The organism is Demequina sediminicola (assembly GCF_000975055.1).
Taxonomy (GTDB): Bacteria; Actinomycetota; Actinomycetes; order Actinomycetales; family Demequinaceae; genus Demequina; species Demequina sediminicola.
The window spans coordinates 10,409-34,661 of record NZ_BBRB01000006.1 but is presented as its reverse complement, the minus strand read 5'-3'; the positions used below and the strand labels follow the sequence as shown (position 1 = coordinate 34,661).

Genomic DNA, 24,253 nt, shown 5'->3' with positions numbered 1-24,253 from the left:
CCCCTAAGAGCGGGTAGCAGCCACCCAACGGTTCAATACCCCGGCCGCAGAACCCGAGTCGATCGACTCCTCACATAGCGCGATGGCGCTAGAGAACCGCTCGACGAGCGTGCCTGACGCAGTACCTTCCAGTGACCCATCGGCCACTAAGCCAGCAGCTGCATTCAAGATCACGGTCTCACGCACGGCCCCTGACTCGCCGTCCAAGACCCGACGTGCCACGTCGGCGTTCTCGGTTGCAGTGCCCCCTCGGAGGTCGTCGATCGTGATCGGTGTGAGGCCCAAGTCCGCCACAGCATCGAGACGATGCTGGACTACTTCCTGGCCACGCACTTCCCACACGGTCGACGGCGAGGTGGCAGCCAGCTCGTCAAGCCCGTCGTCCCCGTGGAAGACGAGAGCTTCCCGCCCCTGGGATGCGATGACATCCGCAAGGACTGGCGATACTCGCATGCTTGAGGAACCAATTGCACTCGCCTGCGGCTGCGCGGGATTCGTCAGTGGACCCAAGATGTTCAAGGTCGTGGGTACGCCAATCTCCTTGCGGATCGGCATCGCAAACTTCATAGCCGGATGAAACACCTGCGCGAAACAGAACGTGATTCCTACGTCATTGGCGAGCTCGGCAACTCGCTCTGGCGGAAGATCGAGGTTGACGCCCAAAGCACCCAGCACATCCGCACTTCCGGACTTAGACGTTGCCGCGCGATTGCCGTGCTTCACCACCGTGGTTCCGGTGCCGGCGATCACGAGCGAAGCCATAGTCGAAATGTTCACCGTAGAAAAACGGTCTCCACCGGTTCCGACAATGTCCACTGAGCGCCCAGGGACTTCGAACCGGACAGCGTGATCGAGCATTGCGGAGGCAAGGCCAGCGACCTCTTCCGGGGTCTCGCGCTTCACGCGCAGTGCCGCGAGGAAGGCGCCCATCGCAACCGGCGAGGCCGCGTCGGTGAGCACGTCATCCATGACGGAGGCAGTTTCCTCCGCAGTCAGGTCCTGATGTTCAACCAGCTTGCCAAGCAACTCTTGCAAAGTAGCCACGGTGCTCCCCTGGGTTTGTGATCTGTGCGCTGTTCGGTGGGCCCATTCCTGAGCCGCCACGGGTGTCGTCAGTCAGTCAGGCCGACGGCGTCGTTGTCGTAGCTGCGGCTGGGGCGAAAAATGCATCGACGCTCTCGCGAGTCACGAAGGGATCCAGCGGGTGTGCCACAGCAGCATCGGCCTCGGACCACGTCGCAAGCCAGGCATCTCCTGGTCGACCGACGAGCAAGAGAATGGGAGGGCAAACGTATAGTTCGTGTTTGAGTTGGCGGCACACGCCCATGCCACCAGACTTTGCAGCCTCACCGTCCAGGACCAAGAGATCCCACTTCTGGCTGTCTGCAGCATCGATCACAGCGTCGTGAGTAGCGACCTCAAGCCACTCGATCGGCCGGCCGTGTGTGGTGGAACCTACGGCGAACCGCACCTTCTCGCGTACGTTGCGATCATCGCTGTACAGCAGAATTCGGGCGGGAGAAGCCGCTAGTGATTGCTCTTCGGGGATGGCCACGTCACTCATACGAACCATTCTGGCACGTTATCGCCACCCAAATCGTTAAGGCATCAGAACCGGTCTAAGGATGACCGCCGCGTCGTGGCGCCCAGAACCTTTTACGTACGCAATAATGGGACCTATGTCCCAAGCGACGACTATGCCGTCACCTATCCATGCCACGCGACCCAACCAGGTAGCAGTAGGCACGATCGTCTGGCTCAGTTCTGAGTTGATGTTCTTCGCGGGCCTCTTCGCGATGTACTTCACGCTCCGCGCTCAGGTCCCCGAGGTCTGGGCTGAGGAAACTCAGTTGCTGAATGTGCCATTCGCTCTTGCCAACACCACTGTCCTAGTGTTGTCCTCCTTCACCGCGCAGTTCGGAGTCTTTGCCGCCGAGCGCTATCAGCGCCGCCGCACAGGCTCCATCTGGAACTTGCGACAGTGGGGAATGCACGAGTGGTTCGTCCTCACGTTCATCATGGGCTCCGTGTTCATCGCCGGTCAGGTCTTTGAATATGCAGAGCTCGTCCAGCACGGCCTCACGATCTCGTCGAGCCCCTACGGATCGGTGTTCTATCTCACCACCGGCTTCCACGGCTTACACGTGCTCGGCGGATTGATCGCCATGCTGTTCGTACTTGCCCGTTCCTTTGCCGCGAAGAAGTTCGGCACCCACGAGGCGACTACCACCATCGTGGTGTCGTACTACTGGCACTTTGTCGATGTGGTGTGGATCGTGCTGTTTGCCGTGATCTACCTGGTTCAGTAGGGAAAATTTGATGAACGCTCTTGCCAAGAAGCGCCATCACAAGGCAGCACCGCTGTTCCTTGTCCTGGCGCTCCTCGCTCTCATTACTATGGGAGCCGCAATCGCCGCTCCCTCAGCCACCGCAACCGCTGAGGCATCTGCTGATGACGTTGCCGCTGGTGAACGACTTTTCGCCGCGAACTGCGCTTCGTGCCACGGCCTCGACGCTGAAGGCCAAGACGGAGTGGCTCCCTCGCTAGTGGGTGTCGGTGCTGCAGCCGTCGACTTCCAGGTCGGAACGGGCCGTATGCCCATGCAAGCCTCCGGCCCACAAGCTCCGGCAAAGCCAGTCCAGTTCGAGCAGGAAGAAATCAACCAGCTCGCCGCATGGGTAGCATCGCTCGGTGCCGGCCCCGCGATCCCTACTGCTGAACAGGTTGATCCCAGCCTGGGTGACGCCGCGAACGGTATGGAAGTCTTCCGCACTAACTGTGCGATGTGCCACGGTTCGATCGGTGGCGGTGGCGCACTGACGCAGGGCAAGTTCGCCCCGTCGGTGCTCGACACCACCCCCACCCACATCTACGAGGCCATGCTGACCGGACCGCAGTCGATGCCAGTCTTCAACGACGCCAACATCACGCCAGAGCACAAGCGCGACGTCATCGCCTACCTCGCTGCACAGCAGGACGGTTCGCCCGGCGGTCTGTCCCTTGGCGCTATTGGCCCCGTTTCTGAAGGCATGTGGGCATGGCTGGTCCTGCTCGGCCTGATCATTGCGAGCACTGTCTGGGTAGGAGCACGTTCTTCATGAGTACCCCTGAAAACACCCCCGACGACGCGCCTCAGGAAGGCTTTGTCGATCCAGGTCTGGCACATCACCGCCCGCGCCGGGCGGATGTAGACCCCAAGGCCGACAAGCGTGCCGAGCGCCAGGTCGCTGCCCTTTTCGGCTTGTCCGCCGTAGGAACCGTCATCGCCCTCTGGGCCTACTTCACCAAGGACACCGGTGACGGCGGAGACGTCGCGACGATTCAGTCGGTCAACATGTGGATTGGTATCGGCGTCTTCCTCGCGATGTCAGGCATCGGCTTTGGCGCCATCCACTGGGCAAAGACCCTCATGCGCGACCACGAGATGGTTGAAGAGCGCCATGAAATGCGAAGCTCTGACGAGAATCGTGCTGCCGCAATTCAGAACTTGAAAGACGGTGCAGAAGACTCAGGTCTCGCCGGTGGTGAAGGCGAAGGTGCCAAGCGCCGCAGCGTACTCAAAGGCTCGCTCATCACAGCAATGGCGATCGCGCCGCTGGCAATATTGGTTCCCCAGATCGGCAACATGGGTGGTGATTGGAACGTTTCCAAGTTCCGCCACACCATGTGGGGCCCGGGAGTACGCCTCGCACGCGACCCTGATGGTGCTCTCATCAAGGCTGCGGACGTCACAGTCGGTTCGGCCTATCACGTGATCCCCGAGGGACTCAACGACCTCGACCACCACCACAAGATGGACGCCAAGGCCAAGGCAGTGGTGCTCCTCGTCCGCCTTGACCCCAGCGACCTCAAGATCGTCCCAGGCCGCGAGGACTGGTCGTTCGACGGCATCGTCGCTTACTCCAAGATCTGCACGCACGTGGGCTGCCCGGTGGCCCTTTACGAACAGCAGACACACCACCTGCTGTGCCCCTGTCACCAGTCGACATTCGATGTCTCTGACGGCGCCAAGGTTGTGTTCGGTCCTGCCAAGCGACCGTTGCCGCAGTTGCCGATCGCGATTGACGACGAAGGCTACATCGTGGCGAAGAACGACTTTGATGAGCCTGTAGGCCCGTCGTACTGGGAGCGCCTCAAGGGCGATAGCTCCGGTGCTGAGGCCGAGGAGGAGAGCCACTAATGGGGACCAAAGTGAATTCCGCCGCAGCGGGTACCGCGAACTACGTGGACGAGCGCACCTCTATTGGTGGCTTCGTCAAGTTCTTCGCACGCAAGCTCTTCCCCGACCACTGGTCCTTCATGTTGGGCGAGATCGCGCTGTACTCGTTCATCATTCTGTTGATCTCTGGTGTCTTCCTCACGGCGTTCTTCGTGCCATCCATGGAGACCGTTCACTATGACGGCGCCTTCGCCACGATGCACGGCGTTGAGATGACCAAGGCATTTGAATCAACGCTGTACACGTCGTTTGAGGTACCTGGCGGTCTGCTGATTCGTCAGATTCACCACTGGTCCGCGTTGCTCTTCCTCGCTGCGATCATGACCCACATGTGCCGCGTGTTCTTCACCGGCGCGTTCCGCAAGCCGCGTGAACTCAACTGGCTCGTGGGCTTCACGCTCATGATCCTGGGACTCGCAGCCGGCTTCACCGGATACTCGCTCCCCGACGACGTGCTCTCCGGAAACGGTCTTCGCATCGTTGACGGTGTGATCAAGTCGATTCCCCTGATCGGCTCTTACACCTCGTACTGGATGTTCGGTGGAGAGTTCCCGGGAACAGCGCTGATTCCACGCGTGTTCACAGCACACGTGCTCTTGGTTCCCGCCTTGATTCTTGCGCTCGTGGGCTTGCACCTGTTCCTCGTGTTCTTGCACAAGCACACTCAGTACCCAGGCGGCGGCAAGACTCACAAGAACGTTGTCGGCCTGCCTTTGTTCCCCGTGTACACCGCGAAGGCCGGCGGGTTCTTCTTCGTTGTCTTCGGCATTGTCGCCCTCATGGCGGCAGTGTTCACCATCAACCCAGTGTGGAACTACGGGCCATACGACCCCTCTCCTGTCTCCGCGGGAACGCAGCCTGACTGGTACATCCTGTTTGTTGATGGCGCCTTGCGCTTGATGCCAGGCTGGCTCTTTGGCCTGCCAATGGAGTGGGAGCTGTGGGGTTACACGCTGTCGTGGAACATTTTGATCCCTGCAGTTATCGTTCCAGGGCTGTTCTTTGGATTCATCGCGCTGTACCCGTGGATCGAAGCCTGGGCCACCGGCGACAAGGGCGAGAAGCACGTACTCGACCGTCCTCGAAACGTTCCCGTACGGACCGGGATCGGTGTCGCGACCATCGTGTTCTACGTGATCCTCGTACTCGAGGGTTCCAACGACATCGTCGCGAACATGTTCCATCTATCGCTCAACGACCTTACGATCTTCTTCCAATGGGCCATCTTCATCTTGCCGCCCATCGCGTTCTGGATTACCAAACGTATCTGCCTCGGCCTCCAGCGCAAGGACCGCGAACTGGTGCTCCACGGGCACGAATCCGGCACGATCGTCCGCCACGAAAACGGTGAGTACATCGAGGTTCACACTCCGCTCGACGAGCAGGAAGTCTGGTTGCGCGTCAACTATGACAACCGCAAGCCATTGGAGATCGAACCCGAGTTCAATGAACTTGGTGTGCGTCGCCCCGGCTACAAGTGGGATCGTCGCAAGCAGAAGCTGTCTCGCTTCTTCTACGAGGAGCGCGTTGAGCCAGTGAGCTGGGAAGAGTACCAAGAGGCACTCCACCACCACGACCACGGACCCTCAGCTGAGGGAAAAGCCGAGGGCGCAGAGGCTGACGAAGCCGATGCGCGGCTTACCGAAGAGTGGGAAAAGGTAGAAGACGAGCAGGCCTCGGAGAAGTAGACCACGCTCGTCTCACAGGAAAGGCGGCTTCACCCTTCATGGGTGGGGCCGCCTTTTCATTGCGTACTGTGCCCCGTGCTGCACAGGCGGGTCTTCCTGCGGAATGCTCCGGCGACCCAAGGTGTTGACATACCTAGGCAGAGGCGCCTCGAACGCCCTGCTTGGCGATAGGCTCGTCCCGTACCCGGAAACCCACATGTGGCTATCTGTCGTGGCCACGCATGAAGCAGGAGGAAGTATGGCTGACTACGCACTGCCGGATCTCTCGTACGACTATGGCGCGTTGGATCCCCACATCGCTGGTGAGATTATGGAACTCCACCACAGCAAGCACCACGCGGCCTATGTCGCAGGCGCGAACACCACCCTCGAGAAGCTTGCAGAAGCACGCGACACCGACAATTTCGGGGCCGTGGGTGGCCTTGAGAAGGCGCTCGCCTTCCACATGGGTGGTCACACTAACCACTCCATCTTCTGGACCAACATGTCCCCCGATGGTGGCGACAAGCCCGTTGGCGAACTCGCCGCTGCCATTGACGATAACTTCGGCTCGTTCGAGAAGTTCCAAGCACACTTCACTCAGAACGCTATGACGATTCTGGGCTCCGGATGGTCGATCCTCGCATGGGACACCCTCGGCAAGAAGTTGGTCATCGTGCAGTTGTACGACCAGCAGGGCAATGTGCCTATCGGTTTGATTCCGCTGCTGATGCTGGACATGTGGGAGCACGCCTTCTACCTTCAGTACCGCAACGTCAAGGGCGACTACGTTAAGGCGTGGTGGAACGTCGTTGATTGGGCCAACGTCCAGTCACGGTTTGCCAAGGCCGTATCGGTCGAGGGCATCATCGCCTAACACCACCGGTATTTAGATTCCGCGAGGGCGGGACCCCGTCGAGGGGTCCCGCCCTCGTTGCATTGTGGCCGTGCCTTCTGCCCGTGCGCCCCAACTGTCGGTACATTGTGAGGCGTACTCGCCTTGGAGGAGAAACGATGTCAAACCGTCACCACCGCCGTTTTTCCGTGGCAATGCCACGCCGGCATCGTGACGCTCCCATTAGAAACCGTTGGGTGCTAGGAATCCTCCTGGCCTCACTGGTACTCCTCCAGTTTGGCTACCCCATCACACTCGAAGGTCCGATATGGACCATTGTGTATCTCTTGACCTATACCGGAGTCCTGTACTTCGGGGTGCGTATCTCCGCCGATGATCCTGGGCGCTATTGGGCCGTGATGATCGCATCTCTGCTGCTGACTGCGGCCGGCGTGTGGTTCGCAATCCAGCAAGAAGACTCGACAGCTGAGGCAACATTCATCGCGACTATCGGGCTGCTCCAGCTGACGCTCCTGATTGCGCTTGGCGCAGTCCTGCTTTCGCCGCCACCGAAGGTCCGCTCCGTCGACCTCATCCTCGTAGCGGTGTCGGCGTACCTACTACTCGGCGGTGTCTTTGGCTCCATTGCCAGCCTGCTCGAGTACACGAGCCCTGGAAGTTACCTCGATACCCAGGCCGTCGACGGTGTGATCGAGTGGCATGGCCTCTTCTACTACAGCTACGTCACGCTCTCGACCTTGGGTTATGGAGACGTGGTCCCCGTTGCGCCGTGGGCGCGTTCGTTGGGTTCGCTCGAAGCCGTCATGGGCACTCTCTTTGTCGCGGTCGTGATCGCTCGCCTCGTCGGCATTGCTCGCCGCCCTGAGCGAGATGCCTAAAGGCACACGGCGTCATCACTGCCGAGGGCACGAACCATCGTGTCCGAGTTGCCATGACGGCCGACAACGGCGAAGCCGCGGCTAGTGTATAAAGCGCGTGCCGACTCGTTGCCATCCTCGACACTGAGGCTCACCTGAGCACACGCTAGCTGCGCGAGTTGCGACAGATGTGCGTCAAGCAACATGCCGCCAATCCCCCGTGCCCGGGCGCCTCGTACTACAGCAAGACCGAGTTCAGGCGTAGTGCTGTCCACGAACCCATAACCCGGGTCATCGGGATGGAACAAGCGTGACCAGCAGGCTCCGAGGGCAGTACCTTGACGACTTCGAGCCACCACGCCCCGGTCGTAGGAGCTCAGGCCCCAGGCATTGCTGTACTTGCGAAGGTGCGCGTCAGCCGCCACAGACTCAATTGTCCAGCCCTCAGTCCCCCGCCAGTTCATGGACAGCACCACAAACTCCGCGATGATTGAGCCATCGGACGCGCTCAGCGGAGCCACGTCACAAGCGGCGGAGGTGGGATTGATCACCGCACAATGATGACACAACAATGCCCGGACCACTGAGCGGTCCGGGCATTGAGGTCGTTCAGTCTCAAGGACTGACAAATCTAGTCCTTCTAGTGAGCGTGGCGTCCCAGCGAGAACTCCATGACCCACCCAGCCAGACCGATAACACCGACGATCACGGCGGGGGCAAGAATCCACCAGCCCACAGCGAGGGCCAGGAAGGCCAGCGCCGCGCCAGCTGCGAGCACCAGCGGCCACCAGCTCCACGGAGCGTAGAAGCCCTGTTCTCCGGAGAGTTCAGCGATCTCGCCGTCTTCACGGTCCTCAGGGCGAATTCCGTGACGCTTCTCAAGCATCTTGAAGTAGATGCCCACCATGATGAACATGCCAAAGGTCAGCATGATGCACGTGATGCCAACCCATTCGGACCAGTCCGACAAGAAGCCGTAGACGAGTGCCGCACCGATGAAGAAAATCGATGGCAGAGTAAAGATGTTCGCTTCAAGACGCATGGGTCACTCCCCCTTGCTCACGGGTGCAGCGTCCACGGTCGCGTGCTGGGCGCTCGCGTGGTCACGTGCTGCTGCTTCTGGGTGGTGGAGGTCGAACGCGGGACGCTCAGAACGAATGCGCGGAATCGACGTGAAGTTGTGGCGTGGTGGCGGGCAGCTTGTCGCCCACTCGAGCGAGTTGCCGTAACCCCACGGGTCGTCGACAGTCACCTGCGGGGCACGCTTGGACGTGATGTAAACGTTCCAGAAGAACGGCAACGTCGAGAGTGCCAAGATAACGGCGCCGACGGTGGACACCTGATTCATGAAGGTGAAGCCGTCCTCAACGAGGTAGTCAACGTAACGTCGAGCCATGCCCTCTGCGCCCAGCCAGTGCTGGATAAGGAACGTGGTGTGGAAGCCGATGAACAGCAACCAGAAGTGGATCTTGCCCCACGTCTCGTCGAGCATCTTGCCAGTGAACTTGGGCCACCAGAAGTAGAAGCCAGCGAACATGGCGAACACCACGGTTCCAAACACGACGTAGTGGAAGTGCGCTACCACGAAGTAGGAGTCGGAGATCGGGAAGTCCAGCGGCGGCGCGGACAGGATGACACCAGTGAGTCCACCAAAGAGGAAGGTGATGAGGAACCCGACGGACCACAGCATCGGAGTCTCGAATGTGAGCTTCCCTCGCCACATCGTGCCTATCCAGTTGAAGAACTTCACGCCTGTGGGCACCGCGATCAGCATGGTCATAAACGCGAAGAACGGCAGCAGCACTGCACCCGTGACATACATGTGGTGAGCCCACACGGTCACTGACAGCGCCGCAATAGCGATGGTCGCGTAGACCAGGCCGTGGTAGCCGAACAGTGGCTTGCGAGAGAACACCGGGAAGATTTCGGACACGATACCGAAGAACGGCAACGCAATGATGTACACCTCGGGGTGGCCAAAGAACCAGAACAGGTGTTGCCACAAGATGGCACCGCCATTGTCCGGGTTGAAGACCTGTGACCCCAGGACACGGTCAGAGCCGAGCGCGAAGAGTGCCGAGGCGAGCGGCGGGAACGCCACAAGCACCAGCATCGACGTCACGAGGACGTTCCAGGTGAAGATTGGCATGCGGAACATGGTCATACCGGGGGCACGCATCGTCACGATGGTCGTGATGAAGTTCACCGCACCAAGGATCGTTCCGAAGCCACCCAGTGCAAGGCCGAACACCCAGAGGTTTCCACCCACGCCGGGTGAGTAGACCGCGTTCGACAGTGGCGCATACGCGAACCAACCGAACGAGGCTGCACCCTGAGGTGTAAAGAACCCACCGACAGCGATCAGGCCGCCAAAGAGGTAGAGCCAGTAGGCAAACATGTTCAGACGAGGGAACGCCACGTCTGGTGCGCCAATCTGAAGCGGTCCAATGACGTTCGCAAATCCGGCGAACAACGGGGTAGCAAACAGCAGCAGCATGATGGTGCCGTGCATGGTGAACAACTGGTTGTACTGTTCCGCGGACTGAACGACCTGGATACCAGGCGCAAAGAGCTCAGCACGGATCAGTAGCGCAAGCACACCACCGATGATGAAGAAGAAGAAGGAGGTGATCAGGTACATGTACCCGATCGTCTTGTGGTCGGTGGAGGTGATCCACTTCACCACAAGCGACCCTGAACGGTGAGATGAGGCTGGTGCTACTTGAGGCGCCAGGTCGTGGTTGGAGCTGGGGTCAACGGTGGCCATTACTCGGTCTCTCCGTGTTCAGTAGCAAATTCGACGACCTGGTCGCGGCTGTACTCGAGTCCGAGTGCGCCTTCGTAACCCTTGTCGCGGAGTTCCTGCATGTACGCGTCGTATTCGTCACGTTCAACAACCTTGACGTTGAACAGCATGGAGGCGTGGAACTCACCGCAGAGTTCTGCGCACTTGCCCTGGTACGTGCCGGTCTGGGTAGGCGTCACTGCCCACTCGTTGGTCCGGCCTGGCACGGTGTCTTCCTTGTAGAGGAAGGCGGGAATCCAGAAGGAGTGAATGACGTCGCGTGAGTCGAGGTAGAAGTGCACACTCTCATTGACCGGAAGGTAGAGAGTAGGCAATGTAGCCTCCACGCCATCTTCTCCCGTGAGTTGCGCCTGGACGCCCGGGTCGAACACGTCATCACTGAGGTAATTGAAGTCCCAGCTCCACTGCTTGCCGACCACCTGAATCTCAATATCAGACTGTTCAGGAATCGCAGTGATCTCAGCAATGTCCTCGGCCGTGTACTTGAAGAGCACACCAATAGCCATGATCGGCACCAAGGTGTACATCAATTCGAGTGGCAGGTGGACCCGCGTCTGCACCGGCAACTTGTTGTCGCCCTTGCGCTTGCGATACACCGCGACGCACCAGAGGATGAGACCCCAGGTAATGACGCCGACGACGAGCGCTGCAATCCACGCGCCATTCCAAAGTTCAATGACGGTGCCGGTCTGATTAGTAATCTCCGGCGTCGACGGGAGCGCACCATTTTCAATGCCTTGGGAGCAGCCTGCTAGCGCGAGCGCGACACCTACGGCACCGGCTCCGATGGCGGCCTTTCGGGGCATGCGGAATCGATCAGTTGAGGACACGCGGCCAGTCTAGCGCGCGATAACGTGTGACTATGCCAGCGCGCCGTACGTTTCTCGATGCCGGCGGTCGCTCACCCGTCAGCGCCCGCACAGTCCAAGCCCTCAATGCCGGAATCGCGGACGGCTGGGCTGACCCCACCCGATTAACGTCCGAAGCTCGGCAGTCACGCGCTCTCCTCGATGGCGCGCGAGGTGCAATTGCCGATGTCCTCGGTGTCTCTGTTGAGAACGTGCACTTCGCCCACTCAGTTCCCATGGCGTTTGAACGCCTTCTCCGCGCTACCTACGCGGCACGGCGTGGGCGCGACCGCATCGTGGTGTCCGCCATTGAGCGTGAGGCAGTGATCGACGTCGCAGATTTCATCGCGAATGGAGCGGTCGACCGAGTGCAAGTCGATCCCCAGGGCCACATCGACCTTGCGGCGCTAGCCGATTATGTGGGCCACCCTGCTACCGCGATAGCCGCGGTACAGCATGCCAATCACGAAATCGGCACTATTCAGCGACTCGATGACGTTCACGCGATCACGTCCGCCGCCGGTGTGCCGTTGGTCGTAGACGCCACTGCGAGCCTCGGTCACGTCGAGCCACCGAGCCACTGGGATGCGTTGGTTGCTGACCCGGCCGATTGGGGCGCACCCGCCGGGCTCGCGGTTGTGGCGATACGTCCACAGACGCGATGGCTCGAAGCGTGGCCAGACGGCGATGACCCGTGGGCGCCAGGCGGTGTCAGCGTTCCTCTAGCCCTCGCATCGGCCGTTGCCCTCCAGGAACGCATGGAATCGCTCACCTCAGAAGGCCAGCGCCAGTTCGACCTGGTGTCTCGGATTCGCAACGATATGTCGCGGATGGAGGGGGTTCACATCGTTGGTGATGCCGTGGAACGGCTGCCCCACCTCGTGACGGCCGCATTCCTCTACCTCGACGGCGAACCCCTCGTCTCCCGACTCGACAGAGAGGGGTTCTCCGTGGGGTCAGGCTCCGCCTGCGGCAAATCTCAATTTCAGCCGAGTCAAGTACTCGCAGCGATGGGTGCTCTGACCCATGGAAACGTGCGCATTGGCCTGCATCCTGGTGTGTCCGACGACGACGTCGAGCGGTTCATTGCGACCATGCCGCGCGTGATCGAAGGAGTCCGAGGATCAATGGCTTCGGACGAATAGCACCGTCCGCTCGCCACCGTGAGTCTCTCGACATGCACCGGGCTAGACATGCATCAGGGTGGTGAAGCGAACTTCACCACCCTGATGTGCAACGAGGACCGAGTGCTTAGGAGAAGGAGTCTCCGCATGCACACGAACTCGCGGCGTTGGGGTTGTCAATCGTGAATCCCTGCTTCTCAATGGTGTCGGCGAAATCAATCGTCGCTCCATCGAGGTATGGCACGGACATCTTGTCGACAATGACGCCTACGCCGTTAAATTCGCGCAACGCGTCTCCGTCGAGCGAGCGCTCGTCGAAGTAGAGCTGATAGATGAGGCCGGAGCATCCGCCCGGCTGCACTGCAAGGCGCAGCCGAAGGTCCGTACGGCCTTCCTGCTCAAGCAGACTCTTGACCTTGTCTGCGGCGGCATCGGTAATCACGACTCCGTGGGTCGGTACCTCGGTCGCGGTATCCGTCATCGGGCGCCTCCTTTCTCTAGTACGTACAGCAACTAATGTACGCGGATTTGAACGTTTTTCCCACTACGCGTTGGATGCGGGCGACCAGGTATGGCATACGCGCACCACATGGTCAGCAAGATGGTCCATTCCGGGGGTTCCTTCGTGGGCGGCCACCACTCCCGCTGCCATGAGGTCACGCCGGCCAACCCAGACTTGAGGACTCAAGATCGCGCACGGCACCCCTCGCCGGGCGGCAAGTGAACTTGCCGCAGCAGCGATGCCATGATCCAGCTGCGCGGGTGTCACCTCTGGAGTGATGGCCAGGACAAAATCCGCTGCCTCGTGGCTGGCGCCGGAGATCTCGGCAAGACGGGCCGATGCGCGGTTCACCTTGGCACCTACGCCCGCCAAACAGTAAGCGAGGCCTGTGGCACACCCAGTTCCCGGGGCATCGGACAACCGGGCAGGGCCCAAAAGGTTGGCGGGGGCTAGCGCGTCGACCTCACGCGCGATGTCGCTCCATCTCCGTTCCTGATGCTGTGCTGCCAAGGCAATCGCGGCATCGGCTTCCCTCCCATCTCTGAGAACCGAACTCATGCCCTTGAGTCCGAGGAGCGGCTTGTCGCTCGTCACGAGTACCTCGATGGGAAGCGTCATGCAGGCGTTGCGAAGTTCGGCGGCTGAAGTCTGCGCCCAGAGTTGTGTTGCATCTCCTGCAGGGTCGGTGTCCCCCACTGGAATCACGATGCTGGTCTCGGTGCGCGTACTTTGCCTCGCAAGCGCAACGAGCGCCTCTCCGAGCGCGCGCGGATCCCAACGCGAGCTGGAGTCAGCCGGTGCAAGCACAAGTGTGGAGCCGACCCTCGCTCCATCGACGCCTGGCGCTATCTGTTCCAGGTCACTCAAGACATCGGCACTTCGGGGCCCGCCATCGCCCAAGGCAATCGACGCCACGGTGTCGAGAGGCCGCGTCGCGCTCCAGCAACTGCTCGCTACGGCTGCAACTGCGTCGGCACCGGCAAGGCCTTGTTCGTGCGGCCAACCGTCTGTGAGGAGCAGTGCATGCATGGTCTCTAGTGTGCCTTCCCTTACGTGAGACAATGACCGAATGAGCACGACGTTCTCCGAGCCAGGCCAGTCGCCAGCACTGCTTCTCCTAGGAAGCAAGCGTGATCCGCTTTCCGAGCGAGGTGTGGATTGTCCGGGTGGATTGCCCGATGCCTCCGACCCCAACCTCGTTGAGCGCGCCCGTGCCGCTAAGGATGCGCTGGGCGACCGGGTATTCGTCTTAGGACACCACTACCAGCGGGACGAGGTTATTCAGTTCGCTGATGTCACGGGTGATTCCTTTAAACTTGCCAAGGACGCGGCCGCGCGTCCAGAGGCGGAGTTCATTGTTTTCTGTGGCGTGCACTTTATGGCGGAAAGCGCAGACATCCTCACCGGTGAAGACCAGCAGGTCGTTCTCCCCGATATGGCCGCAGGTTGCTCGATGGCTGACATGGCCAACATCAATCAGGTTTCTGACGCCTGGGAGCAACTTGCTGAGGCCGGCATCGCCGATCAGACGGTGCCCGTCACTTACATGAACTCCACCGCCGCGATCAAGGCATTCTGTGGTCGCAACAACGGTGTCGTCTGCACGTCATCGAATGCAGAGGTGGCGCTCCGCTGGGCCTACGACCAGGTAGGTGGCCTCGAAGGAGACGGAAAGGTGCTGTTCCTTCCCGACCAACACCTCGGCCGCAACACGGCCGTGCTGAAGCTCGGCTACTCGCTCGACGACTGCGTCGTCTTCGATCCCCGCAAGCCGCTTGGGGGGAACACTCTCGAGGAACTTCAGGCTGCTCGCATCATCCTGTGGAAGGGTCACTGCTCCGTGCACGGACGTTTCCGCAAGGAGAATGTCGATGCAGCGCGCGAGCAAGTACCGGATATCAATGTGCTGGTCCACCCCGAGTGCACGCACGAGGTTGTCTCGGCCGCTGACTATGTGGGCTCGACGGAGTACATCATCAAGAAACTCGACGAGGCCGAACCCGGCTCATCATGGGTGATTGGCACCGAACTCAATCTCGTGCGCCGGTTAGCAAACGCCCACCAAGATAAAAAGATCATGTTCCTTGAGGACACGGTGTGCTTCTGCTCAACCATGAACCGCATTGACCTCCCACACCTGGTGTGGGCGTTGGAAACTCTTGTCGCAGGCGAGGTTCCCAATCAAATCGTGGTCGACCCCCAAACTCAGGCGGAAGCGAAGATTGCGCTTGACCGTATGCTGGCCCTGCCCGGCATCAGTGCCACCGCGAAATAGCTGTTTGTTCTGTAAGCACCACCCGAGGAATTGATGACTGACAAGTCCCCTGCCGATAAGCCCGCCGACGCCACGGAAGCGCAGACGCCAGAGAGCGACGCTACCGAGGTGTCGAGCGACAAGAAGGGCCGTCCGACCCCCAAGCGCAAAGACCAGGAAGCTGCGCGTCGGCGCACGTTGATGGACGATGGCAAGGCAGAAGCCAAAGCTCGCAAGGAGAAGGCCCGCGCCCAACGCGACGCGGAGTATCGCGCGCTGAAGGCAGGCGACGAGAGCAACATGCCACTCGAACACCGTGGGCCAGAACGTCGTTTCCTCCGCGACTGGGTGGATGCGCGCTACAGCATCGGCGAGTTCCTCCTCCCCCTGGCGTTGTTGTTCGTGTTCGCGTCGCTCTTTACAGCGCAGATGGGGCCAGTAGGCGGCCTTCTCGTCCTAGTCTTTTACGCCATTGTGCTGATTGCTGCGGTCGAGACGTTCATCTCGGTACGCCGCATCAAGAAGCAATTCATCAAGAAGTTCGGCGAGGGACACCTCCCCCGCGGCTGGACCTTTTATGTCATCTCACGCGCTCTCAATATGCGCCGCTTCCGGATGCCCAAGCCCAAGGTCAAGCGCGGCGAATACCCGGTATAACGCGCTTCGAGCACACCGTTGGAGAGCTGCTGCGTCGCCTGAATCTAGTCCCGCGGTATGTCCGCTCGGTGCGAAACACTCTGGGTCTGCCAGCCGTGGCGACCGAGCGACGCTTAGTCTGAACTGATGATCAAACATCGCTATCTCGGAAACTCTGGACTCAAGGTCTCAGAACTCACCTATGGAAACTGGTTGACCCACGGCTCCCAGGTTGAGAACGACCAAGCTGCCGCATGCGTGAAGGCAGCGCTGGATGTCGGCATCACGTCGTTCGATACGGCCGATGTGTATGCCAACACGGCAGCGGAGACGGTGCTCGGCGACATTCTTGTTGGCGAGCGCCGTGAGTCGCTTGAAATCTTCACAAAGGTCTACTGGCCCACAGGTCCCGGTGGAGCCAATGACGAAGGTCTGTCACGCAAGCACATCATGGAATCCATCAATGGATCTCTCAAGCGACTCCAAACAGACTATGTCGACCTCTACCAGGCTCACCGTTTTGACTACGAAACGCCGCTTGAAGAGACGATGCAGGCGTTCGCGGACGTCGTACGCCAGGGCAAGGCTCACTACATCGGTGTCTCAGAGTGGTCAGCTGACCAAATCCGTCAGGGCGCCGCGCTGGCCAAGGACCTCGGCTTCCAGCTGATCTCCAACCAGCCTCAGTACTCAATGCTGTGGCGCGTCATCGAGGACGAGGTGATGCCGGCTTCAGAGGAAGTAGGCGTCAGCCAAATCGTGTGGTCGCCTGTCGCACAGGGAGTGCTCACCGGTAAGTATGCGCCCGGCGCACCACTGCCCGAGGGCTCGCGCGCCACCGACGAGAAGGGCGGCGCCAACATGATCAAGCGCTTCCTCAATGACGACGTCTTGGAACGGGTGCAGCGTCTCAAGCCCATTGCCGACGAGTTGGACCTGTCGATGGCTCAGTTGGCTCTTGCGTGGGTGCTGCACCACGACAACGTCTCTGCTGCAATCATCGGTGCTTCCCGCCCCGAACAGGTACGCGAGAACGTTCAAGCTTCCGGTGTCGTGATCCCTCAACCGCTCCTGGAACGCATCGATGAGGTGCTCGGAGGAGTCGTCGAGCGCGACCCGGCCAAGACTCTTGAGACGAACCCCCAGGGCCGGATCTACGGCAGCTAAGGGCGCGCCTTTACTGTAAGAAACACGTTGGCCCGGGTCCTAATGGACCCGGGCCAACGTGCATCAAAGGAGAAAACAATATTGCTTCCCACACGGGGTCGCATCTAGGAAACGCCCCACATCCTCAGACCGTTCCCGGCTTTCACATCTTTGTCGTGCCCGATGCTCTGCACCGTCGCCACGAGGCGGCGTTCACCCAGTTGAGCGCGCAATGTCAAGGAACTCCCGTGCCGCCGGCGCCAGCGGCTTGCTTGCGTCCCACACCGCCGTAAACGGTCTCAGCAGGGGCTCCGCGTCGATCGCGACGCGCACAAGTGTGCCCGACTCGACGTCGTCGCGCACAGAAAGCTCGCTCATGGCCGCTGCCCCACCGCCGGCGAGCACGAGAGCACGGATTGAAGCGGTCGTCGAGAGTTCGGCGAGTGGGCGCGTCAACGAGAGACCTTCCTTCGCCAAGGATCGCTCCAATGTGACCCGTGTGCCGGAGCCAGCCTCACGCGTGATCAATGCCGTCGACGCGAGAGTCTGCACGTCGATGCTGCGATGACGTGCCCATGGGTGCCCCGGCGCAACAACGAGCACTACCTCATCTGTGGCGATCCGTAGGTGTTTGAGGCGCTGCGGAACGGCCGGGGTCTCGATGAGTCCAAGGTCATCCTCCCCTGCGGCGACGCGCTCAATGATGGCCGCTGAGTTCGCGGCAGTGAGCTCGACGCGCGGAGCATGATCCGTCGCGTTCAAGGCAACCAGCCATCCAGGGACCAGGTGTTCAGCGATAGTCATCGATGCAGACACTCGCAATTGCGCTGCGGATCCCACCCTCAGCGCTTCCGCAGCAGTGACAAGAGCATCCATGCGCCCGGCAACCGTAGCGGCCCAGTCGGCTACCAGCAGACCGTTCGACGTGAGCGTGGTGCCACGAGCGGTGCGAGCGAACAGGGAGAGTCCAAGCTTGCGCTCGAGCGTGCGCATGCGCTGAGACACGGCTTGCTGGCTGACACCCAAGTCCTCGGCAGCAGCAGTCAGTGACCCGCGCGACTTCACAGCAAGGAGCATCCGTAGCTCTTCAATCGATGGTTCCGGCATCACACCTCCCACAACATTCGCTTGTGGATCCCTCGTCAAGTCACTCTACCGCCGCTGACTTCTGACACCGATCATCGAAGTATGAAGTCCCTTGCCTACACTCCCCAGTGGTTCACTGCCGTCATGGGAACGGCCATCATCGCCACCGCTACAGGCGCACTCCCCTTCGATGCACCCTTTCTTCACCTCATTGGCGATATGTTCTGGATTGCATCCGTCCTCCTCCTCGTTCTTGCGACCGGGTACATGGTGAGTCAGTACTGGCGCGACCGTGGCCTCTTCATGCGCGAGTTGCGCGACCCCAAAGCTGCACCGTTCTTTGGGGCGCTCGCGATGGCCCCATTGGCTGTCGGAGGTGCCACACTTGCCGTCGGTCCTCGCTTCCTCGGCGATGAGCTCGCAGTCACCATGGATGAGGCGCTGTGGGTCATTGGCACCATCCTTGCGGTGGGCGCCGCGATCGTGGTTCCCGCCATGCAGTTCACGTCCGAGCGAATTGCTCTCGATGCGGCAAGTCCTGCCTGGCTCCTTCCGGTCGTCGCACCCATGGTCTCGGCCACGACAGGTGCGATGCTGGTCGACAGGATTGATAGTCCGGGTGCGGCCCAGGCCATGGCCTTCACGTCGTTGGCGCTCTTTGGCGCATCAGGTCTGGCAGCACTACTGATGACAGGAACGTTGTGGTGGAAGATGGCGCACCACCCGCTCAACGATCCTGCTCAGATAGCCCCGTTGTGGATCGTGCTGGGGCCACTCGGCCAATCGACCACCGCTATAGCCATGCTCGCCATCCACGCGTCAACAGCCCTAGGGATGAGCACGGCCGCACTTTCTGCGGCGGCCATCGTCTACGGGGTCCCGGTCATGGGCTTCGCGTTGCTCTGGCTCGCGACAAGTCTCGCGGTGGGGTTACGCATCGCCCGCGGAAAGCTGCCGTATGCCATGACCTGGTGGTCGTTTACGTTCCCTGTTGGCACATGCGTGACGGGCGCGGCAGGTCTTGCTGCAGTGACCGGCGCAGCCATCTTTGCCTGGCTCGCTGCAGTCCTCTTCGTACTACTTCTGGCTGGCTGGACAGTAGCTGCTTGGGGCACGGCACGTGCGCTACTCCGTCGTCGCGCAGTACAGCGCGCAAGTGACGTCCCCCATGTCCCGGCGTATCCCTCAGCGGGAGTACTGACGCACTGACTCAGTGCCCCAGCGACTCGTCAACGTGCACCCGTCAGTCGGCAGCGAGCTCGGCGTTCATCCGTGCGACCCAGCCTGGACCGTTGTACACAAATCCGGTATAGGTCTGCAGCAACGTGGCTCCAGCATCGAGAAGTCTCTGAGCGTCTGCTGTGGTCTCGATGCCACCCACGCCGATAATCACCATTTCTGGTCCGACACGTTCGCGCAGGCGTGACACTACTTCGACGGCACGTTCCTTGACGGGCGGTCCGGAAAGCCCTCCCGGCCCACGAGCGTGGTTGATGGTGGTGTTGGTCGCGGTAATGCCATCGAGTCCGAGTTCCACGGCAAGATCCGCCACTGCGTCGACGTCCTCGTCTGCCAAGTCGGGCGCAATTTTCACCAGTAGTGGCACCTGTCGATCAGTGACTGCGGCGTTGGCGGCTTCACGCACTGCCGTAAGGATTGGGCGCAATGACTCCGCTGATTGCAGATCGCGCAAACCAGGGGTGTTGGGTGACGAGACGTTCACCACAAGATAGTCGGCGTAGGGTGCCAATTTGGTGGCGGAGTAGGCGTAGTCCGAAGCAGCCTCGTCCGCCGGTGTCACCTTCGTCTTCCCGATGTTGATACCCAGCACCACGGCGCGCCCACGCGGCGTGGCACGAGTCTCAGCCAAGCGGGCAGCGACGTCGTCGGCTCCGTCATTGTTGAACCCCATACGGTTACGCAACCCGCGAACATCTGTCTCGCGCCAGGACCTGGGCTTGTCGTTTCCCGGTTGCCCAAGTGCCGTCACCGTCCCGATCTCGATGAAACCGAAGCCGGCATCGGCCAGACCGACCACGGCCTCCGCATTCTTGTCCATTCCCGCCGCGAGGCCTACGACACCAGGGAACTCAATCCCCATAGCCTGAACGGCAGGCGCGGGCGATGAGCCTCGGCGCGCCTTTCTTGCAAGGCGAAACACCCACCCGCCATAACGGAACGACAACACACCAAATCGATGCGCGCGTTCCGCGTCGACTCGGCTGAGAACATGGTCATAGAAGGCCCGATACACGCCGACAACCTATCGCGAGATAGGGTCAAGACATGACCTCATTGAACGCCACAAGCGACATTGTTTCCACGATCGCTGCCGATGCCCTGATCCTTGGGTACGACGGTGATGTCACCTCACACGACCTCCTGCCGGAGGACGTCCGAACTTCCATCGCCACCGCGGCAGCCACACTCGAACCGAGCGGCAAGGTCGGCTCGGTCAAGGTTCTTCCGGGAACGGACGTTGCCGCCACTCGCATCGTCCTCGTCGGCATCGGAGACGGCTCCGAAGGAGACCTCCGCGAAGCCGCCGGTGCAGCAGCTCGTGCCGTGGGCAAGCAGCCTGAGGCCGTTGTCGTGGCGCTTCCCGCCTCTGACGATGCGGCCCACTCTGCGGTGGGTGAGGGCGTGATCCTCGGTTCGTACACGTTCAACGAGTACAAGTCGGACGATGCCGTCGCTGGCTACGAAGGGGCTTCATGGCAGGTTGCCGGAGCGTCGGAGGCCAGCATCGACCGCGCGCGCATCATTGCGGCCGCCGTTGCAGGAACCCGCGACCTCGTGAACACTCCCCCGCTCGACATGTTCCCCGCAGCCGTTGCTGACGTTGCCGTCAACTACGGCGAACAGCTCGGTGTTGATGTCGAGGTGTACGACCCCCAGCGTCTTGCCGACGAAGGCTTTGGCGGCATCCTCGCCGTGGGTATGGGTTCGTCACGCCTGCCGCGCATGGTGAAGTTGGAGTGGGCGCCTGACGACGCCAATGCACACGTCGCGCTAGTCGGCAAGGGCATCACGTTCGACACCGGCGGCATCTCGCTGAAGCCGCCGAAGGGCATGGAGACGATGAAGTCCGACATGTCGGGAGCCGCGGCTGTGTTGCACATCATCATGGCAGCGGCGCAGGCAAAGTTGCCGGTCAAGGTCACAGGTTGGCTATGCCTCGCTGAGAACATGCCGTCCGGTACCGCGCAGCGCCCTTCCGATGTGATCCGCATCTACGGCGGACGCACTGTCGAGGTGCTCAACACCGACGCTGAGGGCCGGTTGGTCATGGCAGACGGCTTGGCCCGTGCTATCGAAGACAACCCTGACGTGGTCTTGGACATCGCGACCTTGACCGGAGCACAGGGCGTCGCACTCGGTACCCGCACCTCGGCAGTCATGGGTTGCGAGTCGGTCCGCAACGAAGTAGTTGACGCCGCCGGACAGGCAGACGAGCTGTTCTGGCCCATGCCACTTCCCGCGCACTTGCGCGAAAGCCTCGACTCCAAGGTCGCTGATCTCAAGAACATCGGGGAACCAGCCGGCGGGATGCTCTCCGCAGGGTTGTTCCTCAAGGAGTTCGTGGGTGAGACGCCATGGGCCCACCTCGACATTGCTCGCCCTGCGTTCAACGAGGGCAGCGCATGGGGACACAACCCGTCGGGCGCGACGGGCGCATCGGTCCGCACCATGCTGCGCTTCCTCGAAGCGCGCGCAGGCGTCTAAACGCCACGACAACGAAGGGCCCGACACACATGGTGTGTCGGGCCCTTCGTGTATGCGCGCCTCGTGATGCGCTGGCATCGTGGCGGGCTCCCCTGGGTGCCGACTGATGCCCCCGATACTGTTCGCCAATAGCGATCAACGGGGTTTGCGTTGGCTCTCATTCCATTCGCGCATCCGCGACGGATACCCCGAGAGATTCACATCGAATGCAACGATGCCAAGCTGCGACGCCACTTTTTTGGCGGTCGCTTGGTCGGGGACGCGACGACGTGTCCACTCGCCACTTCCCGCGACAACCACCATGGTTGTCTGCGTCACGCGGGTGGGAGGCTCAATGAACGCCTCACAATCTGGTCGCGTGCGCACAAACTCCTTCAGGTGTGCAACCGTCTCATCCCGGGCACGCTTGGAGCCGGTACCTGCCTGAGGCTCTTCTTTCTTGGTCCCAAACAAGCGGGAAAAAATACTCATGGCCCCAGGGTAGTCACGCGTGGCGGTGAACGCCTAGGCTCACCAGTGGCAAGATGGTTAGTGACCCACTTCCTCACAAGGAGTTCTGCATAGTGACCGAGTCCACCCCACGCTCGTTTGACCTACTTATTCTTGGCGGAGGCTCCGGCGGTTATGCCGCTGCGTTGCGCGCCGCCCAACTGGGATTGACCGTCGGACTTGTCGAAGAGTCCAAGGTTGGAGGCACATGCCTTCACAACGGCTGCATCCCGACAAAGGCGCTGCTGCACGCAGCGGAACTGGCCGACAACGCCCGCGAAGGCTCCAAGTACGGCATCAACACCACCCTCGAGAGCATCGACATGTCCGTCGTGAACTCCTACAAGGAGGGCGTGATCGACCGGCTCTACAAGGGACTGCAGGGACTCATTAAGTCCCGCAAGGTCGTGGTGATCGAAGGCCACGGCACACTTGTTGGCCCTGACGCCGTCGAAGTTCGCGGTGAGCGCTACACAGGCAAGAGCATCTTGCTCGCGACCGGCTCCTACGCCCGCTCGCTTCCCGGCCTTGAAATCGGCGGCCGCGTCATGACCTCGGACCAGGCCCTCGGCCTCGATGTTGTTCCGCAGTCCGCGATCGTCCTTGGCGGCGGAGTCATCGGCGTGGAATTCGCTTCCGTATGGAAGTCGTTTGGCTCTGACGTCACGGTGATTGAGGGCCTCCCCCACCTCGCACCTAATGAGGATGAGGCACTGTCCAAGGGCCTTGAGCGCGCATTCCGTAAGCGCAAGATCAACTTCAAGGTCGGCGTGAAGTTCCAGGGCGTCGAGCAGACCGACTCCGGCGTCAAGGTATCCCTCGAAGACGGCACCGTGCTCGAAGCAGAGATTCTGCTGGTCGCAGTGGGCCGTGGCCCTCGCACCACCGGCCTTGGCTATGAAGAACAGGGCATCCGGATGGATCGCGGGTTCGTCCTCACCGACGAGAAGCTCCACACCGGCGTTGCCAACATCTACGCGGCCGGAGACATTGTTCCCGGTCTCCAGCTTGCTCACCGTGGATTCGCTCAGGGAATCTTCGTGGCGGAAACCATCGCTGGTCTCAACCCGCAGGCGATTGAGGAAGCCAACATCCCACGCGTGACCTATTGCGAGCCCGAAGTCGCTTCCGTCGGTCTCACCGAAGCCATCGCGAAGGAAAAGCATGGCGCCGATGCCGTCGAGACGCTCGAGTACAACCTCGGAGGCAACGGCAAGAGTCAGATTCTCGGCACTCAGGGCTTCGTCAAGCTCGTGCGTGTCAAGGACGGCCCCGTTGTCGGCGTGCACATGCTCGGCGCACGGGTTGGCGAGCAGATCGGTGAAGCACAGCTCATCGTGAACTGGGATGCACACCCCGAAGATGTTGCGCCCCTGATCCACGCGCACCCCACTCAAAATGAGGCCATCGGCGAAGCGCATCTTGCCCTCGCCGGTAAGCCACTACACGCTCACGACTAATTTCGGAGACAATGCCCACTATGAGCAACGACGTCACACTTCCCGCTCTCGGTGAATCTGTCACCGAAGGCACCGTTACCCGCTGGCTGAAGTCCGTCGGCGACACCGTCGAGGCCGACGAGCCTCTCCTCGAGGTCTCCACCGACAAGGTCGACACAGAGATTCCATCGCCAGTCGCCGGAACCCTCACCGAGATCCTCGCTGAGGAAGACGACACCGTCGAGGTCGGCGCAGTTCTGGCCCGCATCGGCGACGCAGGCGCAGAGCCCGCCCAGGAGTCCGCTCCCGAGCCAGCATCCGCACCCGCGACCCCGGCACAGGAATCAGCCCCAGCACCGCAGTCAGCCGCAGCTTCTGCGCCTGCCCCTGCTGAGGCATCGGCGCCAGCGCAGGAGTCCGCCCCTGCACCTGCTTCTGCACCCGCAGCGTCCGGAGGCCAGGACGTCACACTTCCCGCTCTCGGTGAATCTGTCACCGAAGGCACCGTTACCCGCTGGCTGAAGTCCGTCGGCGACACCGTCGAGGTCGACGAGCCTCTCCTCGAGGTCTCCACCGACAAGGTCGACACAGAGATTC

At 61.1% G+C, this 24,253-nt stretch carries 25 protein-coding genes; 14 read left to right on the top strand and 11 right to left on the bottom strand.

What is annotated here, in order from left to right; translation table 11 throughout:
• Positions 1 to 3: 3 nt before the first annotated feature.
• On the bottom strand, positions 4 to 1,044 hold the full coding sequence (gene trpD / locus AOP79_RS10880; protein WP_062073511.1) for an anthranilate phosphoribosyltransferase: 1,041 nt from the start codon (positions 1,042 to 1,044) through the stop codon (positions 4 to 6).
• A 76-nt stretch (positions 1,045 to 1,120) separates the two neighbouring features.
• Positions 1,121 to 1,564 (bottom strand): response regulator transcription factor, encoded by a 444-nt coding sequence (locus AOP79_RS10875; protein ID WP_062073509.1) that lies wholly within the window; start codon positions 1,562 to 1,564, stop codon positions 1,121 to 1,123.
• A 115-nt stretch (positions 1,565 to 1,679) separates the two neighbouring features.
• Here AOP79_RS10875 and ctaE point away from each other — a divergent pair, with 115 nt between their 5' ends.
• The 6 genes from ctaE (at position 1,680) to AOP79_RS10845 (ending at position 7,621) form a co-directional block, all read left to right on the top strand.
• Entirely contained in the window at positions 1,680 to 2,309 is a 630-nt protein-coding gene (gene ctaE, locus AOP79_RS10870; RefSeq protein WP_062073507.1) for an aa3-type cytochrome oxidase subunit III, read from the top strand.
• A 10-nt stretch (positions 2,310 to 2,319) separates the two neighbouring features.
• On the top strand, positions 2,320 to 3,102 hold the full coding sequence (gene qcrC / locus AOP79_RS10865) for a cytochrome bc1 complex diheme cytochrome c subunit (RefSeq protein WP_062073505.1): 783 nt from the start codon (positions 2,320 to 2,322) through the stop codon (positions 3,100 to 3,102).
• Positions 3,099 to 4,181 carry a cytochrome bc1 complex Rieske iron-sulfur subunit gene (gene qcrA / locus AOP79_RS10860; RefSeq protein WP_062073503.1) on the top strand — a complete coding sequence of 361 codons (1,083 nt, stop codon included), beginning with the start codon at positions 3,099 to 3,101 and terminating at the stop codon, positions 4,179 to 4,181. The genes qcrC and qcrA overlap by 4 nt, the downstream gene beginning before the upstream one ends.
• Positions 4,181 to 5,908 (top strand): cytochrome bc1 complex cytochrome b subunit, encoded by a 1,728-nt coding sequence (gene qcrB, locus AOP79_RS10855; RefSeq protein WP_082093581.1) that lies wholly within the window; start codon positions 4,181 to 4,183, stop codon positions 5,906 to 5,908. Before qcrA ends, qcrB begins: the two co-directional genes overlap by 1 nt.
• Positions 5,909 to 6,146: 238 nt before the next feature.
• Positions 6,147 to 6,764 (top strand): superoxide dismutase, encoded by a 618-nt coding sequence (locus AOP79_RS10850; protein ID WP_062073501.1) that lies wholly within the window; start codon positions 6,147 to 6,149, stop codon positions 6,762 to 6,764.
• Between the two features lie 137 nt (positions 6,765 to 6,901).
• Positions 6,902 to 7,621, top strand: a complete 720-nt coding sequence (locus AOP79_RS10845) for a potassium channel family protein (protein WP_201774463.1) — start codon at positions 6,902 to 6,904, stop codon at positions 7,619 to 7,621.
• On the opposite strand, the gene AOP79_RS10840 is transcribed toward AOP79_RS10845, so the two are convergent.
• The 4 genes from AOP79_RS10840 to ctaC form a co-directional block, all read right to left on the bottom strand.
• A complete protein-coding gene (locus AOP79_RS10840; RefSeq protein ID WP_062073497.1) occupies positions 7,618 to 8,151 on the bottom strand; it encodes a GNAT family N-acetyltransferase in 534 nt (177 codons plus the stop codon). The genes AOP79_RS10845 and AOP79_RS10840 overlap by 4 nt on opposite strands.
• Positions 8,152 to 8,240: 89 nt before the next feature.
• Entirely contained in the window at positions 8,241 to 8,642 is a 402-nt protein-coding gene (locus tag AOP79_RS10835) for a cytochrome c oxidase subunit 4 (RefSeq protein WP_062073495.1), read from the bottom strand.
• Between the two features lie 3 nt (positions 8,643 to 8,645).
• A complete protein-coding gene (gene ctaD / locus AOP79_RS10830) occupies positions 8,646 to 10,367 on the bottom strand; it encodes an aa3-type cytochrome oxidase subunit I (protein ID WP_062073493.1) in 1,722 nt (573 codons plus the stop codon).
• Complete coding sequence (gene ctaC, locus AOP79_RS10825) at positions 10,367 to 11,236, bottom strand: aa3-type cytochrome oxidase subunit II (RefSeq protein WP_082093580.1); 870 nt, start codon at positions 11,234 to 11,236, stop codon at positions 10,367 to 10,369. The genes ctaD and ctaC overlap by 1 nt, the downstream gene beginning before the upstream one ends.
• A 32-nt stretch (positions 11,237 to 11,268) precedes the next feature.
• Here ctaC and AOP79_RS10820 point away from each other — a divergent pair, with 32 nt between their 5' ends.
• Positions 11,269 to 12,399 (top strand): cysteine desulfurase family protein, encoded by a 1,131-nt coding sequence (locus tag AOP79_RS10820; protein WP_062073489.1) that lies wholly within the window; start codon positions 11,269 to 11,271, stop codon positions 12,397 to 12,399.
• 106 nt (positions 12,400 to 12,505) lie between these two features.
• On the opposite strand, the gene erpA is transcribed toward AOP79_RS10820, so the two are convergent.
• On the bottom strand, positions 12,506 to 12,859 hold the full coding sequence (erpA, locus tag AOP79_RS10815; RefSeq protein ID WP_062073487.1) for an iron-sulfur cluster insertion protein ErpA: 354 nt from the start codon (positions 12,857 to 12,859) through the stop codon (positions 12,506 to 12,508).
• Positions 12,860 to 12,922: 63 nt separating this feature from the next.
• Positions 12,923 to 13,909, bottom strand: a complete 987-nt coding sequence (locus AOP79_RS10810; RefSeq protein WP_062073485.1) for a glycerate kinase — start codon at positions 13,907 to 13,909, stop codon at positions 12,923 to 12,925.
• A gap of 40 nt (positions 13,910 to 13,949) precedes the next feature.
• Between AOP79_RS10810 and nadA the strand changes: the two genes are divergently transcribed.
• The 3 genes from nadA to AOP79_RS10795 all read left to right on the top strand — a co-directional run bounded on the left by nadA (position 13,950) and on the right by AOP79_RS10795 (position 16,937).
• Positions 13,950 to 15,155, top strand: coding sequence for a quinolinate synthase NadA (gene nadA, locus AOP79_RS10805; protein ID WP_062073483.1), 1,206 nt, complete (start codon positions 13,950 to 13,952; stop codon positions 15,153 to 15,155).
• A gap of 33 nt (positions 15,156 to 15,188) precedes the next feature.
• Positions 15,189 to 15,791: a DUF3043 domain-containing protein gene (locus AOP79_RS10800; RefSeq protein WP_062073481.1), complete on the top strand. Its 603-nt coding sequence runs from the start codon at positions 15,189 to 15,191 to the stop codon at positions 15,789 to 15,791.
• Positions 15,792 to 15,917: 126 nt separating this feature from the next.
• Entirely contained in the window at positions 15,918 to 16,937 is a 1,020-nt protein-coding gene (locus AOP79_RS10795; RefSeq protein WP_062073479.1) for an aldo/keto reductase family protein, read from the top strand.
• 192 nt (positions 16,938 to 17,129) lie between these two features.
• On the opposite strand, the gene AOP79_RS10790 is transcribed toward AOP79_RS10795, so the two are convergent.
• The gene (locus AOP79_RS10790; protein ID WP_062073477.1) at positions 17,130 to 18,023 is read right to left on the bottom strand and encodes a LysR family transcriptional regulator; all 894 of its coding nucleotides are present in this window, start codon (positions 18,021 to 18,023) and stop codon (positions 17,130 to 17,132) included.
• A gap of 81 nt (positions 18,024 to 18,104) precedes the next feature.
• On the opposite strand from AOP79_RS10790, the gene AOP79_RS10785 reads away from it, so the two are divergent.
• Complete coding sequence (locus tag AOP79_RS10785) at positions 18,105 to 19,211, top strand: SLAC1 family transporter (protein ID WP_062073474.1); 1,107 nt, start codon at positions 18,105 to 18,107, stop codon at positions 19,209 to 19,211.
• A 34-nt stretch (positions 19,212 to 19,245) separates the two neighbouring features.
• On the opposite strand, the gene AOP79_RS10780 is transcribed toward AOP79_RS10785, so the two are convergent.
• Positions 19,246 to 20,256 carry a quinone-dependent dihydroorotate dehydrogenase gene (locus AOP79_RS10780; RefSeq protein ID WP_062073472.1) on the bottom strand — a complete coding sequence of 337 codons (1,011 nt, stop codon included), beginning with the start codon at positions 20,254 to 20,256 and terminating at the stop codon, positions 19,246 to 19,248.
• 32 nt (positions 20,257 to 20,288) lie between these two features.
• Here AOP79_RS10780 and AOP79_RS10775 point away from each other — a divergent pair, with 32 nt between their 5' ends.
• Complete coding sequence (locus AOP79_RS10775) at positions 20,289 to 21,728, top strand: leucyl aminopeptidase (protein WP_062073470.1); 1,440 nt, start codon at positions 20,289 to 20,291, stop codon at positions 21,726 to 21,728.
• A 135-nt stretch (positions 21,729 to 21,863) separates the two neighbouring features.
• Here AOP79_RS10775 and AOP79_RS10770 read toward each other — a convergent pair whose 3' ends face one another.
• Positions 21,864 to 22,199 (bottom strand): hypothetical protein, encoded by a 336-nt coding sequence (locus AOP79_RS10770; RefSeq protein ID WP_062073468.1) that lies wholly within the window; start codon positions 22,197 to 22,199, stop codon positions 21,864 to 21,866.
• Between the two features lie 92 nt (positions 22,200 to 22,291).
• Here AOP79_RS10770 and lpdA point away from each other — a divergent pair, with 92 nt between their 5' ends.
• Positions 22,292 to 23,677, top strand: coding sequence for a dihydrolipoyl dehydrogenase (gene lpdA, locus AOP79_RS10765; protein ID WP_439644688.1), 1,386 nt, complete (start codon positions 22,292 to 22,294; stop codon positions 23,675 to 23,677).
• Positions 23,678 to 23,697: 20 nt separating this feature from the next.
• Positions 23,698 to 24,253 (top strand): biotin/lipoyl-containing protein (locus AOP79_RS12010; protein ID WP_304512075.1); only part of this gene is annotated, 556 nt, incomplete at its 3' end.

Excerpts from the sequence above, each read along its gene's own strand:
- AOP79_RS10875 (WP_062073509.1), bottom strand. The coding sequence starts at position 1,564 with ATGAGTGACGTGGCCATCCCCGAAGAGCAATCACTAGCGGCTTCTCCC.
- ctaE (WP_062073507.1), top strand. The coding sequence starts at position 1,680 with ATGTCCCAAGCGACGACTATGCCGTCACCTATCCATGCCACGCGACCC.
- qcrC (WP_062073505.1), top strand. The coding sequence starts at position 2,320 with ATGAACGCTCTTGCCAAGAAGCGCCATCACAAGGCAGCACCGCTGTTC.
- qcrA (WP_062073503.1), top strand. The coding sequence starts at position 3,099 with ATGAGTACCCCTGAAAACACCCCCGACGACGCGCCTCAGGAAGGCTTT.
- qcrB (WP_082093581.1), top strand. The coding sequence starts at position 4,181 with ATGGGGACCAAAGTGAATTCCGCCGCAGCGGGTACCGCGAACTACGTG.
- AOP79_RS10850 (WP_062073501.1), top strand. The coding sequence starts at position 6,147 with ATGGCTGACTACGCACTGCCGGATCTCTCGTACGACTATGGCGCGTTG.
- AOP79_RS10845 (WP_201774463.1), top strand. The coding sequence starts at position 6,902 with ATGTCAAACCGTCACCACCGCCGTTTTTCCGTGGCAATGCCACGCCGG.
- AOP79_RS10835 (WP_062073495.1), bottom strand. The coding sequence starts at position 8,642 with ATGCGTCTTGAAGCGAACATCTTTACTCTGCCATCGATTTTCTTCATC.
- ctaD (WP_062073493.1), bottom strand. The coding sequence starts at position 10,367 with ATGGCCACCGTTGACCCCAGCTCCAACCACGACCTGGCGCCTCAAGTA.
- AOP79_RS10820 (WP_062073489.1), top strand. The coding sequence starts at position 11,269 with ATGCCAGCGCGCCGTACGTTTCTCGATGCCGGCGGTCGCTCACCCGTC.
- erpA (WP_062073487.1), bottom strand. The coding sequence starts at position 12,859 with ATGACGGATACCGCGACCGAGGTACCGACCCACGGAGTCGTGATTACC.
- AOP79_RS10810 (WP_062073485.1), bottom strand. The coding sequence starts at position 13,909 with ATGCATGCACTGCTCCTCACAGACGGTTGGCCGCACGAACAAGGCCTT.
- nadA (WP_062073483.1), top strand. The coding sequence starts at position 13,950 with ATGAGCACGACGTTCTCCGAGCCAGGCCAGTCGCCAGCACTGCTTCTC.
- AOP79_RS10800 (WP_062073481.1), top strand. The coding sequence starts at position 15,189 with ATGACTGACAAGTCCCCTGCCGATAAGCCCGCCGACGCCACGGAAGCG.
- AOP79_RS10795 (WP_062073479.1), top strand. The coding sequence starts at position 15,918 with ATGATCAAACATCGCTATCTCGGAAACTCTGGACTCAAGGTCTCAGAA.
- AOP79_RS10790 (WP_062073477.1), bottom strand. The coding sequence starts at position 18,023 with ATGCCGGAACCATCGATTGAAGAGCTACGGATGCTCCTTGCTGTGAAG.
- AOP79_RS10785 (WP_062073474.1), top strand. The coding sequence starts at position 18,105 with ATGAAGTCCCTTGCCTACACTCCCCAGTGGTTCACTGCCGTCATGGGA.
- AOP79_RS10775 (WP_062073470.1), top strand. The coding sequence starts at position 20,289 with ATGACCTCATTGAACGCCACAAGCGACATTGTTTCCACGATCGCTGCC.
- AOP79_RS10770 (WP_062073468.1), bottom strand. The coding sequence starts at position 22,199 with ATGAGTATTTTTTCCCGCTTGTTTGGGACCAAGAAAGAAGAGCCTCAG.